11 protein-coding genes are annotated in these 15,208 nt (G+C 40.2%); 7 read left to right on the top strand and 4 right to left on the bottom strand.

Going from position 1 to position 15,208, the window contains the following annotated elements; genetic code table 11:
* The first annotated feature begins 450 nt into the window (after positions 1-450).
* Positions 451-2,880, top strand: a complete 2,430-nt coding sequence (locus tag ACFW35_RS12270; RefSeq protein WP_379846043.1) for a DUF6359 domain-containing protein — start codon at positions 451-453, stop codon at positions 2,878-2,880.
* A 359-nt stretch (positions 2,881-3,239) separates the two neighbouring features.
* On the opposite strand, the gene ACFW35_RS12265 is transcribed toward ACFW35_RS12270, so the two are convergent.
* A complete protein-coding gene (locus tag ACFW35_RS12265; protein WP_066288466.1) occupies positions 3,240-3,446 on the bottom strand; it encodes an alpha/beta-type small acid-soluble spore protein in 207 nt (68 codons plus the stop codon).
* 571 nt (positions 3,447-4,017) lie between these two features.
* On the opposite strand from ACFW35_RS12265, the gene ACFW35_RS12260 reads away from it, so the two are divergent.
* The 4 genes from ACFW35_RS12260 to ACFW35_RS12245 all read left to right on the top strand — a co-directional run bounded on the left by ACFW35_RS12260 (position 4,018) and on the right by ACFW35_RS12245 (position 8,903).
* Positions 4,018-4,956 carry an EamA family transporter gene (locus ACFW35_RS12260; protein WP_379846042.1) on the top strand — a complete coding sequence of 313 codons (939 nt, stop codon included), beginning with the start codon at positions 4,018-4,020 and terminating at the stop codon, positions 4,954-4,956.
* 83 nt (positions 4,957-5,039) lie between these two features.
* Entirely contained in the window at positions 5,040-5,816 is a 777-nt protein-coding gene (locus ACFW35_RS12255) for a Cof-type HAD-IIB family hydrolase (protein ID WP_379846040.1), read from the top strand.
* A 473-nt stretch (positions 5,817-6,289) separates the two neighbouring features.
* Positions 6,290-7,915, top strand: a complete 1,626-nt coding sequence (locus tag ACFW35_RS12250; protein WP_379846039.1) for an SH3 domain-containing protein — start codon at positions 6,290-6,292, stop codon at positions 7,913-7,915.
* A gap of 130 nt (positions 7,916-8,045) precedes the next feature.
* On the top strand, positions 8,046-8,903 hold the full coding sequence (locus ACFW35_RS12245) for a patatin-like phospholipase family protein (RefSeq protein ID WP_379846037.1): 858 nt from the start codon (positions 8,046-8,048) through the stop codon (positions 8,901-8,903).
* A gap of 336 nt (positions 8,904-9,239) precedes the next feature.
* On the opposite strand, the gene ACFW35_RS12240 is transcribed toward ACFW35_RS12245, so the two are convergent.
* From ACFW35_RS12240 to ACFW35_RS12230, 3 genes are read right to left on the bottom strand one after another with little or no spacing between them, the layout of a single operon-like run.
* The gene (locus ACFW35_RS12240; RefSeq protein WP_379846035.1) at positions 9,240-10,208 is read right to left on the bottom strand and encodes an ABC transporter ATP-binding protein; all 969 of its coding nucleotides are present in this window, start codon (positions 10,206-10,208) and stop codon (positions 9,240-9,242) included.
* Between the two features lie 10 nt (positions 10,209-10,218).
* A complete protein-coding gene (locus tag ACFW35_RS12235; protein ID WP_379846033.1) occupies positions 10,219-11,004 on the bottom strand; it encodes an ABC transporter permease in 786 nt (261 codons plus the stop codon).
* A 3-nt stretch (positions 11,005-11,007) separates the two neighbouring features.
* On the bottom strand, positions 11,008-11,787 hold the full coding sequence (locus ACFW35_RS12230; protein ID WP_379846031.1) for an ABC transporter permease: 780 nt from the start codon (positions 11,785-11,787) through the stop codon (positions 11,008-11,010).
* A 94-nt stretch (positions 11,788-11,881) separates the two neighbouring features.
* Here ACFW35_RS12230 and ACFW35_RS12225 point away from each other — a divergent pair, with 94 nt between their 5' ends.
* Together ACFW35_RS12225 and ACFW35_RS12220 are read left to right on the top strand one after the other, a co-directional pair.
* Positions 11,882-12,937, top strand: coding sequence for an EAL domain-containing protein (locus ACFW35_RS12225; RefSeq protein WP_379846029.1), 1,056 nt, complete (start codon positions 11,882-11,884; stop codon positions 12,935-12,937).
* A 144-nt stretch (positions 12,938-13,081) separates the two neighbouring features.
* Complete coding sequence (locus tag ACFW35_RS12220) at positions 13,082-15,172, top strand: peptidoglycan D,D-transpeptidase FtsI family protein (RefSeq protein WP_379846027.1); 2,091 nt, start codon at positions 13,082-13,084, stop codon at positions 15,170-15,172.
* Positions 15,173-15,208: the final 36 nt, after the last annotated feature.

The raw sequence follows: 15,208 nt of genomic DNA, 5'->3' as shown, positions 1-15,208 counted from the left end.
TTTTTAAATGCTGTTTTTGCAAACCTTGTTGCTTTTAAAAGTAGTTGATTTCCGCTCCAAGCTGCTCGCTTTCCACGGGGCGTGCGGTGAGCCTCCTGCCGCTTTGCGCCATTAGGAGTCTCCACCTGACCGCTCGTCCCGTAGGAGTCTCGCACCTTGCGCTCCAATCAACTTGCAAATGATGAGAATAGAAAAAGCTACTAAAAGCAACAATCCTTTAGAAAAGAAACTACATTTTTCTAGAGCAAAAAAAATTGTGAGAAAGTTCTTGTATTTAAAAGTCCCGAAAACGGGACAGTGGTTTTGGTAAAACAGAACTATATTGTAAATTCTTTGTAAGTCTTTCTAACTGTTTTAACATAAAACTAACAATTGAACCGACAAACTTGTGTTATATTCTTCATGGATTTACTAAGTTTTACATAATAAAACATAGGCAGGTGGACGGTTGTGTTAAAAAGAAAGACGAAAAAACTCACAAATATAAGTATCATCTTTGCTATGGTAATCAGTTTAATATTACCTATGCAGCAAGCATCAGCCGATAACGTAATTTCCGTAAGCGAGGCTATTGCAAATAACAGTGGTACTGCAACTGTTGAAGGTTATATTGTTGGGATCGTAAAAAGTACAAATAATTATCAATTCGAGGGAACTTTTACAACTGCAACAAATTTAGCTCTTGCTGATTCAGCAGATGAAAGAGATCCGAAGAAAATACTACCAGTTCAACTGAAAAATGGGACCGATGCAAGAGCGGCTCTAAATTTATATGATCATCCTGAAAACTTAGGTAAAAAGATTCGAATTGCTGGAACATTAAAAGCATATTTTAGTGTGCCAGGTCATCAGGAAAGTACAAGTTTCTCTTTCGTAGATGCAGCACCTCCTGAACCTCAAGTAGAAGAAGTAAGTTCTTCAGTAGAAGGACAAGTTATTTCTAAAGGAACTCAAGTAACACTTTCAACTGCAACACCTGATGCAGCAATCTATTACACAGTAGATGGGTCAAACCCAACTGCGGACAGCACACTTTACACTGCTCCAATTACGATAAATGAAGATATAACAATTAAGGCGATTGCTGTAAAAGAAGGTCTTAAGAACAGCAGCATTGCTGAATTTAAATATCAAGTAGCACTTTCAGGACTTCGCATTCATGATATCCAAGGTGCCGGTCACAATTCTCCAGTTGCAAATAAAGTAGTTGAAGGTGTAGAAGGCATCGTTACAAAAGTGGTAGATGACAGGAACTTCTACATGCAAGATCTACAACCAGATAACAATTCTAATACATCTGAAGGAATTCTTGTATATCAGCCAAATCATGGACAAACGGAAGGCAATGTCGTTTCTGTAAATGGACAAGTTAAAGAATGGGTGCTAGAAGGATACTCAGATAAATTGAAAACTGATTTAGCAATGACTGAAATTAATGCTCAATACGGAAGTATCTCAATTTTAGAAGAACAACATGTACTTCCAAGTGCTTTAGTAATCGGCATGTTCGGTCTGCAGCCACCGACAAAAGTTATTGATAACGATAAATTTACAGAGTTTGATCCTCAAGAAGATGGAATCGACTTTTATGAAAGTCTAGAAGGTATGCTTGTAGAAATTAATAACCCGGCTGTTATTGCGCCTCAAAAATATGGAGAGCTAGTTGTTCTTCCAGATCGCGGAGAATACAGCAGACTTAATTCTGCTGGCGGGTTAAACATTACTGAATTCGATTACAATCCTGAACGTATTTTTGTAGATATGGGCGATGAAGATTTTGTTGCCAAATCAGGTGATTATTTTGAGGGTGCTATTACTGGTGTTGTAAGCTATGGTTTTAGCAACTATAAAGTATTAACGGATGTGGAAGACCTTCCAGCGTTTGTTGAAGGCAACACAGAACGAGAAATCACTCGTATTCACGAAAAACATAAAGAACTAACAATTGCGAGCTTCAACGTTGAGAACTTCTCGGCAAATGAAGAGGGCAGAGATGGTACATCAGATGAAAAAGCAGAACGTATTGCTGTATCAATCGTTCATAATTTAAATGCGCCTGATATTGTAGGGTTGGTTGAAATGCAAGATGGAAACGGCCCAACGAATGATGGGACTACAGATGCAAAAGAAAGTGCTGATCGCTTAATTGCAGAAATCACTGTACAAGGCGGACCAGAGTATGTATACACTGATATTGCACCTGTTGATGGAGAAGATGGTGGAATTCCAGGCGGTAATATTCGTGTAGGTTTCATCTATAACCCTGAGCGCGTTTCACTTGTTGAAGGAACAAAAGGGACGGCAACAGAAGCTGTAGGTTACGAGAATGGAAAACTTACACTTAACCCAGGGCGAATCGATCCAATGAATCCTGCGTTCGAAGACAGCCGTAAACCTGTAGCTGCTCAATTTGAGTTTAACGGTGAAGATGTAATCGTGGTTGCAAACCACTTTAACTCGAAAGGCGGTGACCAGCCGCTGTTCGGTAAGAACCAGCCTCCTGTTTTAGGAAGTGAAGTTCAGCGTAAAGAAATCGCAGCAATCGTAAACGGTTTTGTTAAAGATGTAAAAGAAGAGGACAAGAATGCAAAAGTAGTTCTTCTAGGAGACTTCAACGATTTTGAATTTACAGATTCACTTGAAATATTAAAAGGCAATGAGCTTACTAATATGATTGAAAAAGTACCGTTTAATGAGCGCTACACATATTCATACCAAGGTAACGCACAAGTACTTGATCATATTTTAGTAACGAACAATATGGCCAAGAAAACAAAGGTTGATATTGTTCATATCAACTCACAGTTCATGGAAGAACACGGACGTGCGAGTGACCATGACCCTGTACTGATTCAAGTTAAGCTAGATAAAGTAAAATAACAAAGAAACTGGCCAAACAGGTAGAAATACTGCCTGTTGGTCAGTTTTTTTTGATATTTTGTTAAGTTTTGTACGTTCATTGGCTTAAAATGTTGGGATGCAATCATATTAGGGTGGTAGTCGGGGAGAAACTCAGCGTTTCACGGGTGAAACTCCGTATGGTTGGGGTGCAGTTAAGGTGTTATGGAGTGAAACGATTGCTATACGGGGTGAAACGGCTTCATTTTGGGGCGAACGTGTAATAAAAACACGTACCTTAAAACAACCTAACGCCTAAATCATCTAACTTCAAAAGCTTTCTAAAATATGAAAAGGACTGTCTCTTTGGAGAACAGTCCAATGTAAATTAATAACTGCGATTAGCGACGGTATCCGCCACCTAGTTGCTGCTCAGCCATTTGAACAAGACGTTTAGTGATTTCACCACCAACAGATCCATTCGCACGGGATGTTGTGTCTGGTCCAAGTTGAACACCAAACTCAGAAGCGATTTCATACTTCATTTGATCCAAAGCTGCTTGTGCTCCAGCTACTACTAATTCATTAGAGTTGTTGTTACGTGCCATATGTATCACCTCCTTGTAATACTAGTTTGTATATCTTTTGCAAAAATATGCATCTATTGGAAAATATTTTTATATGTCATCAATTAGATAGGTATTCGCATATTTTTTGAATTACCGACACAAAAACCCTAGGAATTCGTATGATAAATCATCCCCCTATTTTTATTTTCAAGAAGAGCACTGTACTGGTTTCCAGTCAGTGTTTTTCTTTCGCTCTTTTCTAAAGGATTGTTGCTTTTGCATTTTCGATTCTCATCATTTGCAAGTTGATTGGAGCGCAAGGTGTGAGACTCCTCGAAAAATAAACTACAATTTTTCTTCGTGCGATGTCTCGCTGCCGGAGTCTTCCTTGTCCTACGGGACGAGCGGACAGGTGGAGGCTCCTAATGGCGCGGAGCGGAAGGAGGCTCACCGCACGCCCCGTGGAAACCGAGCACCTGGAGCGGAGAATCAACTACTTTCACTAGCAAATATTTTACACCTGCTATTTTATGATTTTGGATTTATAATAGAGAAGGAATTTTACAGATAGGTATAGAATATCGATGCATTTAAGAGAGCGGGTGGAGAGATGGGACTTAAGAACAAAGAAAACATCACGAAATGGAAAGGAATTGCATTAGCTTTAGCCGGTGCTTCGCTTTGGGGATTTTCAGGAAATGCAGCAGAGTGGATTTTCTCTCATACCGCAGTTACAGCGACATGGCTTGTATCCGTTCGAATGGTGATGGCGGGGCTGCTGCTTTTAATCTTAGTCTCCCTCAACAATAATATTTTTTCAGTTTGGAAGAACAAAAGAGACCGCTTCGATTTGCTTGTTTTTTCTTTAACCGGAATGCTTGGTGCACAGCTGACGTTTTTCTTAAGCATTGAGGCTGGAAACGCACCGACAGCGACGCTTCTTCAGTTTTTAGGTCCTGTATTTATTACGGTTTATTTTGCTTTAAAGTTATTAAAATGGCCGAAGCGTAAAGAATGGATTGCGGTATTGATGGCACTGACAGGGACATTTCTGTTATTAACAAATGGAAAGCTGGACTACATAACTGTTTCTAAAGAAGCGATTTTCTGGGGTGTGCTTTCCGGTGTTTCAGTTGCCGTTTATACGGTATTTCCAGTCAGGTTATTAAAACTTTACCCATCTGCTGCAATTACGGGCTGGGCGATGCTTTTAGGCGGTTTAGCTGTTTCGGTATGGACACAGCCTTGGCAAGCGGGATACATTGATTGGACACCATCACTTTTTTGGATGCTTGCTTTCGTCGTTATTTTTGGAACGTTGTTGCCGTTTTATCTATATTTAGATAGTTTGAAATACATTTCTTCAACCGAAACAAGCCTGCTAGGAAGTGCTGAACCATTAGTAGCCACAATTGTTTCAGTTGTCTGGCTCGGTACCGCTTTCGGCAGTTTCCAATCTGCAGGCGGTATGCTGATCATATTAACTGTGTTCCTATTATCTATGCCGGAAAAAGGAATTCTCAAAATTAATCAGACGGTCAATAAATAGCTTTTTTGTATCGCATTATTTGACTTTTTTTCTGAATCGTACCACTATGGTAGGGTACGACTTACAACAGGAGTAGATGCGAAATGAACGATAAAATTGTATTTTTTGATATAGACGGAACATTAGTAAACGATGAAAAAAAGATTCCGGAAAGCACGAAAGAAAGCATCAGCCAGCTGCAGAAAAATGGTGTGCATGTAGCGATTGCTACCGGACGTGGACCATTCATGTTCCAGCCTATTCGAGAGGAGCTAGGTGTTGATTCATTCGTTAGCTTTAACGGTTCATATGTTGTTTTTAAAGATGAAGTGATCCATAAGACACCGCTGCCTGCAGAATTCATTACTAAAATTGAAAAAGAAGCAGAAAGTGCAGGTCATCCTCTTGTATATCTTGACCATCAAAAAGCAACATGCAACGCAGATGATCATGAAATTATTAAAAGCTGTACGTTTAACCTTATGCCAAATTATCCGCTCTATCAACCTGGCTTTTATAAAGACAATGAAGTCTATCAAGTGCTATTATTCTGTCAAGAACAGCATGAAAAAGCTTATCGTGAAGGGTATAAAGGAACGTTTGATTTTATCCGCTGGCATGAGGATGCACTGGATATCCTGCCTACTGGCGGATCAAAAGCAAAAGGGATCGAAGCCTTTATTAAACAGATGAACATGAAACCTGAAAATGTATTTGCATTCGGTGATGCATTGAATGATATTGAGATGCTGAATGCTGCAGGCACAGGTATTGCGATGGGAAACGGAATGAAAGAAGCGAAAGAAGCAGCTGACTTTGTAACAAAATCAGTAGATGAAGACGGAATCTATTATGGACTCAAACATTTTGGACTCATTTAATAGTAGGTAAAACCTTTGCAGATGCAAGGGTTTTTTCTTTTGTCTGGGCTGCAGACTTTGTTGCTATTGGAAGGTGTTGATCTCCGCTCCAGGTACTCGCTTTCCGCGGGGCGGGCGGTGACCTCCTTGGCACAAGATTTTTATTCATTGAAGCATTTGTGCTCCTGCGTCTACATGCAACTCCTGTCGATGCGGGCTTCCTCGTCGCATGCCTTTCGAGATGATTATTCTGGTAGTTGGCACGCTCCAAACAACTTGTCAACGAAGTGTTTTCACAAAAGAATCATAAGCAACTATCTTTAGAAAAAAGCCTGTGTCTAACAATGTTGAAATATATTGAAAAAAGTATAAATTTTGGTAAATGTGTTGAAGGGATTTCTCCTATTTTGGCGAAAAAAGGCTTTATGATAGCTGGAGCAGTGTCGATATAAGCTATACAGCAAGAAAACACGTCCAAATAGGAGTTGAAACAGGTGAAAGCAAACGTTAAACTGGTAAACTTGATTTTGTGTACCTTCCTCATACTGTCATTGATTCCGGCTATTTCGGCATCTGCTGAGAGTAAAGCAACTGTAAATGCTACGAGCTTGAATGTTCGTTCAGAACCAACTCTTTCAGCCAAAAAGATAGGTTCACTGAAAAACGGAGATACCGTAACAGTGCTGAAAACGGAAAAGGGATGGGCAAACATAAACTTCAACGGTAAAAAAGCGTGGGTGAGCGCAGAATTTTTGAAGATGAAAAAGGATTCAGCATCATCAGCTCAGCCGCCAAAAACAGAGAAGCCTGCAGCTAAACTAGCAAAGGTAACAGCTACTTCTTTAAATGTAAGAAAAGGTCCAAGTCTTCAGCATACTATTGTAGGATCACTTAAGAACGAAACAGTCGTAACGATTCAAAAACAAGATGGCAAATGGTCATCGATTACATATGGAAAGATATCCGGCTGGGTAAGCAGTGCATATCTGCTGGAGCAAACCTCACAGCCTCCTGCTGCCCAAAAACCGGTCAACAATAATTCAGGAAACGCCAGCAATAATAAGAGCACAAAATGGGGAACGGTAACCGCTACCTATTTAAATTTCCGATCTTCTGGAAACTTAAATTCACCTATCATCGGTTCATTAAAGTATGGGACAGCGGTTCAAATATTATCTGAATCAAATGGATGGTCTTCTGTTCAAACTTCTGACAGAAAAAAAGGCTGGGTTTCTTCAAAATATATTTCGATTCAGAGCGGAAGTTCACCGGTTGCACCAGCACCTAAGCCAGAAACAAAACCGCCTTCCGCACCGCCTGCTTCGGTACTGAAAAAAGTAGTGGTTATGATTGATGGAGTGAACATTCGCCAAGGTCCATCTACAGCTTACCTCATTGTCGGGAAAGCCAATCAAGGTGATGAATATGCTTATATTCAATCAAAGAATGATTGGGTGCAGCTGAAGCTGCCTAATGGAAACTCTGCATGGATTGCAGGATGGCTCGTTGCCATTCAGCAGAACACGTCTTCACCTAACAGCAATTCAGGAACAACAGCACCTAAACCTTCAACTAACGGATTAAAAGGAAAGCGCATCGTCATTGATCCTGGTCATGGAGGGCACGATCCAGGTGCTCTTGGGAAAGCTCATGGAACGCATGAATCAGAACTTACACTCATGAGTGCAAGACTATTAGCAACAGAGCTGAGTAAAGCGGGTGCTGTGGTTATTCTTACACGAAGCGACAGCAATTATCTTTCTTTAAATAAGCGTGTGGAAATAAGCCATTATCACTTTGCAGATGCTTTTATTAGTCTTCATTATAATTCAGCACTGGATGCAAGAGCTTCGGGCCTTTTAACGTTCTATTACGGTCAAAAAGACATCAAACTAGCAGATTCCGTTCATTCTGGGCTCCTGCAAGCAGGTACTGGTCTTCCCGGCGGGAATGTCAGATTTGGAAACTTCCATGTATTGCGCGAGAATAAACAGCCTGCAGTATTAGTTGAGTTAGGATTTCTTTCAAATTCATTCGACGAAATGACAGTTAGAACTGATTCCTTTCAATCTAAAGCGGCTTCTGGTATTACGAACGGACTAGCAAAATATTTTCAGTAACACATTCAGCTGTCTCTAATTTTAGAGGCGGCTTTTTACATTCAAACTTTTCGCTGGATTTTACAGGTGGATTTTTTCTATAATTAAAAGCACAAATAATAAAGTTTGTTAACAATAGGTGGTGCAGGGTTTGGAAAACTCCGGATTAATTCTTGAAGGTGGGGGAATGCGCGGCGTTTATACCGCTGGTGTTCTCGATGTATTTATGGAAAACGATCTTTATTTTCCTTATGTGATCGGGGCTTCTGCAGGAGCTTGTAATGCGGTGTCCTATTTATCCAGGCAGCATGGAAGAAATCGTACGGTGAACCTGGAATATAGCTCTCATCCAGAGTATATTTCTTATAAAAACTGGCTGTTTAAGAAAAAAGGTCTGTTCGGTATGGATTTTATTTTCAATGAACTTCCGAACCGTCTTGTCCCATTTGATTATGAAGCGTTTAAAGTATCCCAAGAAAGATTTGTGGTCGTTGTTACGGACTGCAGAACAGGTGAACCGGTTTACTTGAGCAGAGAAGATTACAATAAAATGGACATTTCAATGGTACTAAGAGCATCCTCTTCCATTCCGTTCATTGCCCCTATAGTTGAGCTGGAAGGTAAACATATGATGGATGGCGGTATTGCGGATCCGATTCCAGTTCATAAAGCGATGAAAGATGGAGTTAGAAAAGGTGTAGTCGTTCTTACTCAAAATTATGGCTACCGAAAGAAAAAGCCTAAAATGACGTGGGTCACTAAGCGCTTTTATCCAGAATACACAGGATTGGATGAAAGTTTGCGAGGACGCTACCTCAAGTACAATGAAACGCTGGATTACATCGAAGAAGAAGAGAGAAAAGGAAACCTGTTCGTACTGCGGCCTATAGAAAAGATGAAAGTAAAACGTATAGAGCGTGACCCGAAAAGGCTCGGAGTTCTTTATGAACATGGCAGAAAAGACGCAATCGACCAGCTGGACAACTTAAGAAACTGGCTTAACAACTAGTCGCTCTTGTAATTGGTTGATTTCCGTTCCAGAATGCTCGCTTTCCACGGGACGTGCGGTGAGCCCCCTAGGCTAATCAAGCCTGCCAGGGTCTCACATTCAAAGAAGCATTTGTGCTCCCGCGTCTTCAAGTAAACTCAGCGAAGCGTGGTTCCTCGTCGCATGCCTTGCGAGAAGTAATCTCAGGTGGTTGGCACGCACCTTGCACTCCAATCAACTTGTCAATGAGGAAGGCTGCAAAATACTTAGAAGCAATAATCTTTTAAAAGAGCCATTAAATAAGAAAGCTGGCATGCGGGGTTTCTCTCAGAACCTTGCAGCCAGCTTTTGTTTTTCTTAATATATTTTTTGAATCACTTCTTCTATATCCGGTTCTTTCATCTGAATATCAACCGGTTCGCCCCACTTTGCAACCTCTTGAAGTAATGAAGGTGAAGAAAGAACAGACCGGTCATACATGAGTATAAGTTTGTCATCTTCCCAGCGCATCTTTTCAATACCGTCTAATTCAGCCGGCAAATGTTTGGGCTTCTCCCTGTATTGTACTTCAATCACACTCGGTAATCCGATATTATGTCTTAGATCTGCAAGAGAACCATCAAGCACAATCTGACCATGATTGATCACAATTACCCTGCTGCACAGCTGTTCAATATCATCCATATCATGTGTCGTTAATAGAATGGTTTTGTTTTCATTTGTGTTGAGTTCTTTCAAGAATGACCGGATGCTTGTTTTGGCATTTACATCGAGACCGATCGTCGGTTCATCCAAAAACAGTACATCTGGATTATGAATCATTGCCGCAGCAAGATCTCCCCTCATGCGCTGTCCGAGGGAAAGCTTTCGCACAGGGGTATTTATAAACTGTCCGATCTGAAGCATATCATCATACAGCTTTAAAAATTCTTGATATTTTGCATCAGGTACTTTGTACATCTCTTTTAAGATATCAAAAGAATCCCGTAGCGGAAGATCCCACCAAAGCTGTGTCCGCTGACCGAAGACGATGCCAATCTTTTTGGCCACTTCTTTTCTTCTTTTTTGAGGACTGAGACCTGCCACCTTGATGCTTCCGCCAGTTGGATGCAGAATACCAGACAGCATTTTAATTGTTGTTGATTTTCCTGCACCGTTCGGACCAATGTAGCCGACAAATTCACCTTCTGGGATGTTAAAAGATATATCGTTTACGGCTTTTACAACATGATGTTTGGTAGATAGAAGGGAAGTAAATGAGCCGAGGAATCCTTTTTTTGTTTCATAGATTTTAAAGTGCTTGTTTAATTGATCTGCAACTATCATATGTTCCTCCTTAACTGCCTGTACTGTGGTAGTGCCGAATTCCGAAATGCCAGAAACGTAATGATAAAAATAAAAAACCGAGAGCAACTGCCGGCGGCCATGCCAGGTTCCAAATGCTGCCGCCTTTATCTAATAGGAAAAGGATAGGCGTGTAGTTCATAAACCCAACTGGAATGACAGTGAAGAAAATAATCTTTAACCATCCGGGATAGATGTTCATCGGATAGTTTGCTGCGTTAAAGGGTGCATAAAGTGTGAATGTCTGAAAATCCTTTATTCTCTGCGTCCAGAATGCGAAAGTTGCTGTCAGGAGTCCAAGAGAAAAACAGATCACTACACCTGATGCAATAGAAATAGGCAAGTACAGCAGCAGCAAGAACATATCAAAACTATCCATGTTGAGTCCGATAATAGAAATAACCAGAATGATAACCCCTTGAGCGGTTCCTCCGATCCGTGACAGGTCAAGGTTCTTGGTTAAGAGCAGTGAAAGTGGAGAGACAGGGCGAATGAGGAGGCTATCAAACTCTCCTTCTACCATGTATCTTTCAAAATTATGAATCTCTACACCAAACACCCTGTAAAGCGTTATTGCTACTGAAGAAATGCCGTAAAGCAAGCCTACTTCATAAAGATTCCAGCCTTTCACATCATCAAAACGCTGTAAGATTGCCGCGAGCAAAACGAAATCAACGGCCATGATCAATCCATATGAAAGCGAGGATACGAGAAAATTCATTTTATATTGCATACGTGAACGCAAGCTTCCTGATAACAGCTTCAAATAAAGATTCATAGCTTACCCTCCTTGAATCTCTAATTTTTGGCGTGCTCTTTCGGTAATCCATAGATTCAGCAAAGTTAGTACTAAAGCCCAGAAAAGCTGAATCCAGATGACATCATGGGATGCTTTTTCAAGGAAAACCATGACTGGATAATAAATGGCTCCTGCAAAAGGCAAGTACTGTGTCAAAGTTGATAAAGGTGCCGGAAGAAAATCGATAGGTACCATCTGTCCGCCTAGACCGGCCAATAAGGTGAAGTTTACAAAATGTGCCCAGGCGACTTCAGTTGTCCAGCAAGCACTTATTCCTACCAGATAGTGTAAATTAACAGATATAATAATAGCGAGAAGTACTGAAATACATATGAAAAGATAGCTTGAAAAATTTTGAGGTACATAGAAGCCAACGGTTAATGCAAATACGAATCCGATAGGAATCGAACGAAAGAAGAAATTATAAACGAGCCGGCCGGCTTCTTGTGAGGTAACGTACAGAAAAAAGTTTGCAGGTCTGGCAAGTTCTAATGAGATGGCTCCGTTTCTGACACCGTTTTGGATGTTCAGTCCTGCTGTTAAAAATCCGGAAAGCCAAAGAATGCATTGTGCAGCAGCTATGTAATATGTCATGTCCATTACATCATAAGGACTGCTCTGTTCTTTTCCTTGCAAAACGCCTGCCCAGATCGCAATGAATACAAAGCCAAAGATTGCACTTGCCGCGTTGTTAATTAGATGGGCAACCTTATATTGCATATTAGTCATAAAGCTTTTTTGTAAAAGAATCCAATAAACCATAAGTCCCCCTTTATAAAGTTGTAATTTCAGAGCGCAGAATTATAAAATAGCAAATTTTACAAAAGTTTGCAATTCTTTTTTTGGAGGTTTTTTTATGTCTTGTTCCCAGTGTCGTCCATCAGGTGAATTTCCTAGAGAAGGTATTTTTCACATCCGGACGGATCATCCTGTACTTTTACAAAGTTTGCAGCAATTTTTGGAATCACATGAATTTACCGTAAACGTAAACCTAGAAATTTTGTCTGCAAACTATAAAAATCTATCAAGCTTGCAAACTATTCTTGAAGGCATGAAGAGAGAGTTTAACAAACAGGCATTACATTCTTTCTTTTGTTCTTTAGAAAATGCATCAATTGAATCAAATCCATTCAAGACCTGGATTCCTTTTGGTCATTTTTATGAAAGAATTGCGCACCCTGAGCTTCACCAAGTGATTCAGCAGCAATTATTTACGACGTATTCTCAGCCCATCATTCATTTAGCATCCAATAAGATTTACGGATACGAATTTCTGCTTCGTCCATTAGCAGATAGCCTTGACTTCAAACCTTATGAACTTTTTCAGATGGCAGAACGCTCAGGTTTTCAAGCTCTCTTAGATGGAAAAGCTCGTATAGCTTCTATCCAAAATAGTGCAGATGCTGTACCTCCTGGTGTAAAACGGTTCATCAATTTCTTGCCGTCATCGATCTATGATCCGAAGCATTGTCTGGCAACGACTTTTAGAGCAGCTGCAGAAGCAGGTGTCGATCCACAGGATTTAGTGTTTGAAGTAGTAGAGACTGAAGAGATTGCAGATATCGCTCATTTAAAGAGTATCCTTACTGCTTATCAGGAAAAAGGGATGAAAGTGGCGCTTGATGATTTAGGAGCAGGACATTCAACACTTTCTGTATTAAAGGAATTGCGTCCAGATTATGTAAAAATTGACCGGGAGATTATTTCGTTCTGTGACGACGATATAGAAAAACAACATATGATTAAACAAATTGTGCAGGTCGCAAATGAGATTGGAGCGATCGTTTTGGCTGAAGGAATCGAGAGAAAAGAAGAAGCGGATGTTGCTCGCCATTATGGAGTAGAGCTAGCACAAGGCTACTATTTTGGTAAACCTGTACCAACGGAAAAGTTAATGATTTCAGCTGAATAAAGAACGCCAAAACCTTATCAAAAAAAGATAAGGTTTTTTTCATGAATATGTTGGAATTTCGGTCAACATCTAGTAATCTATACATAGATGCTTTTGTAATATAATTGTAAAATTAACGGGAAAATTTCCAAAAGGAGCGGAATGATGGTAACGAAAGCGGATCCAGAAAGAAAGAAGAAAAAAACGCAAGTACCCTTTCGTTTAAATGTCTTGTTTTTAATCGTATTTTTTCTATTTTCGATTCTTATTCTAAGGCTTGGTGTACTCCAGATCGTGAACGGAGAAGAAAAACGATTGGAGTCTGAGGCTGTAGAAGAAGTTATTGCTAGAAAAGAAGCCCCGCGCGGCAAGCTGCTGGACAGCAACTTTCGTGAAGTAGTAGGCAACAAACCATTTTTCTCCCTTACGTATACAAAGACGGTAGATACAAAAGCCGATGACACAATGCGTATCGCAAAGTGGCTCGCTAAAAGACTTGGTGTAACAGAAGAGCAGGAGAAAAAGATTACAGAACGTGATAAAAAAGATTATTTTATCGCACAACATGATATCACGGAATTAATGAAAGAACGCTTAAGCAAGAAAGAAAAGAAATTAAGCGACAAGGAACAATACAAAGCGCTTGTTGATAAGATCACAGAGGAAGAAATTAATAGTCTTACAAGTGAAGATATTAAAGTGCTAGCTTATAAGCGGGCGATGGACACAGGCTATGCGTACTCAGCGCAAAGAATTAAAACAAACTTATCAAACGAAGAAGTATCTATCATATCTGAAAACCTTGGCGACCTGCCGGGCATCGATATTATGGCTGACTCTGAGCGTATTTATCCTTATGGGGAATCAGCGATATTTGGTGCTGTAAAACAAATTCCAAAAACTAAAATGGATTACTTCTATAGCCTTGGCTATGACAGAAGTGACCAAGTAGGAGTCAGTGGTCTCGAAGTTCAATATGAACAAGTGCTTAGAGGAATGAAGGAAAAGTCTGTATATCTGACAAACCCAAAAACGGGGCAAACGATTGGTGAACCGAAATCAATTGCAGGTCAACGAGGAAAAGATATCGTTCTGACTTTGGACATGGAGCTCCAATTTAGATTAGAGCGTATTTTAGAGGAAGAAATCTTAAAAGCTAAACCACTCCCAGGCAATGAACTACTTAAATCTGCTTATATCGTTATGATCAATCCGAAAACAGGAGAAGTCAAAGGTATAGCGGGTAAAAAATATGAAGATGGTAAATTCACCAATGATGAATACGGAGCGTTGTTTAATTCCTATGAAATGGGATCGACTGTAAAGGGAGCAACTGTATTATCAGGGCTGCAAAAAGGTCTGATCAGTATGGGAGAACGAATTTACGATACGCCTTACACAAAATATGGAATGAATAAATCTTCCTGGAAGAACATGGGGTCTATCACAGATTTAGACGCTTTAAAAATGTCTTCCAACGTATATATGTTTAATATTATGGACCGTATGATTGGGCCTGAACATTATACTGATACGTATGCAGAAGCACGATATATGTATAATCAGTTCGGATTAGGCGTCAAGACGGGAATTGACTTTCCGAATGAAGCAACTGGTTATGAAGGAAAACCGCCAGAAGGGGAGATGGGTACCCTTTTTGACTTAGGAATCGGACAGTTTGATACATATACAACGATGCAACTCGTACAATATGTATCAACGATTGCAAATGGAGGATATCGCGTAAAACCTCAGCTTGTTAGAGAAATACGTGAACCTGCTACTGATGAAGATAAAGAAGGAAAATTACTGAAACGATTTGAACCTGTCATCCTAAACAAACTCGATGTTGATGAAAAATACATCAAACGCGTGCAGCAAGGGTTCTGGCAAGTCATGCATGCTCCGGGCGGTACGGCAAAAAGTTATTTTGATGATGTTGAAAAGTATCATAACCCTGCCGGAAAAACCGGAACAGCTCAGCGTATAATCAAGCACCCCCAAACAGGGCAGCTGACAGAAAAACATAACTTAACGCTAGTTGGATACGCTCCATTTGAGAACCCGGAGATTGCATTCGCAGTCGTAGTTCCAGAGGGTACACCGCGAAACGGTAATCAGCGAATCAATAAATTCATTGGTCAACGTGCGTTAGAGGCTTATTGGGACCTTAAGAAAGAATACGGTGAAAACGCGGCTACCGTTAACGGAAATATGGAAAAAGAAAAAGAAGAAACAGAAGGCTCAGCACAATAATGCTGAGTTTTTCTTTTATAAACACAAAACAAGCCG

The sequence above is a fragment of the Fictibacillus sp. NPDC058756 genome, assembly GCF_042746035.1.
In the GTDB taxonomy this organism is placed as follows: Bacteria; Bacillota; Bacilli; order Bacillales; family Fictibacillaceae; genus Fictibacillus.
This window is presented reverse-complemented; position numbering and strand designations above follow the sequence as displayed.

Bases quoted from the DNA above. Each gene is read 5' to 3' on its own strand.
- ACFW35_RS12265 (WP_066288466.1), bottom strand. From the start codon at position 3,446: ATGGCACGTAACAACAACTCTAATGAATTAGTAGTAGCTGGAGCACAA.
- ACFW35_RS12260 (WP_379846042.1), top strand. From the start codon at position 4,018: ATGGGACTTAAGAACAAAGAAAACATCACGAAATGGAAAGGAATTGCA.
- ACFW35_RS12255 (WP_379846040.1), top strand. From the start codon at position 5,040: ATGAACGATAAAATTGTATTTTTTGATATAGACGGAACATTAGTAAAC.
- ACFW35_RS12240 (WP_379846035.1), bottom strand. From the start codon at position 10,208: ATGATAGTTGCAGATCAATTAAACAAGCACTTTAAAATCTATGAAACA.
- ACFW35_RS12235 (WP_379846033.1), bottom strand. From the start codon at position 11,004: ATGAATCTTTATTTGAAGCTGTTATCAGGAAGCTTGCGTTCACGTATG.
- ACFW35_RS12230 (WP_379846031.1), bottom strand. From the start codon at position 11,787: ATGGTTTATTGGATTCTTTTACAAAAAAGCTTTATGACTAATATGCAA.
- ACFW35_RS12225 (WP_379846029.1), top strand. From the start codon at position 11,882: ATGTCTTGTTCCCAGTGTCGTCCATCAGGTGAATTTCCTAGAGAAGGT.
- ACFW35_RS12220 (WP_379846027.1), top strand. From the start codon at position 13,082: ATGGTAACGAAAGCGGATCCAGAAAGAAAGAAGAAAAAAACGCAAGTA.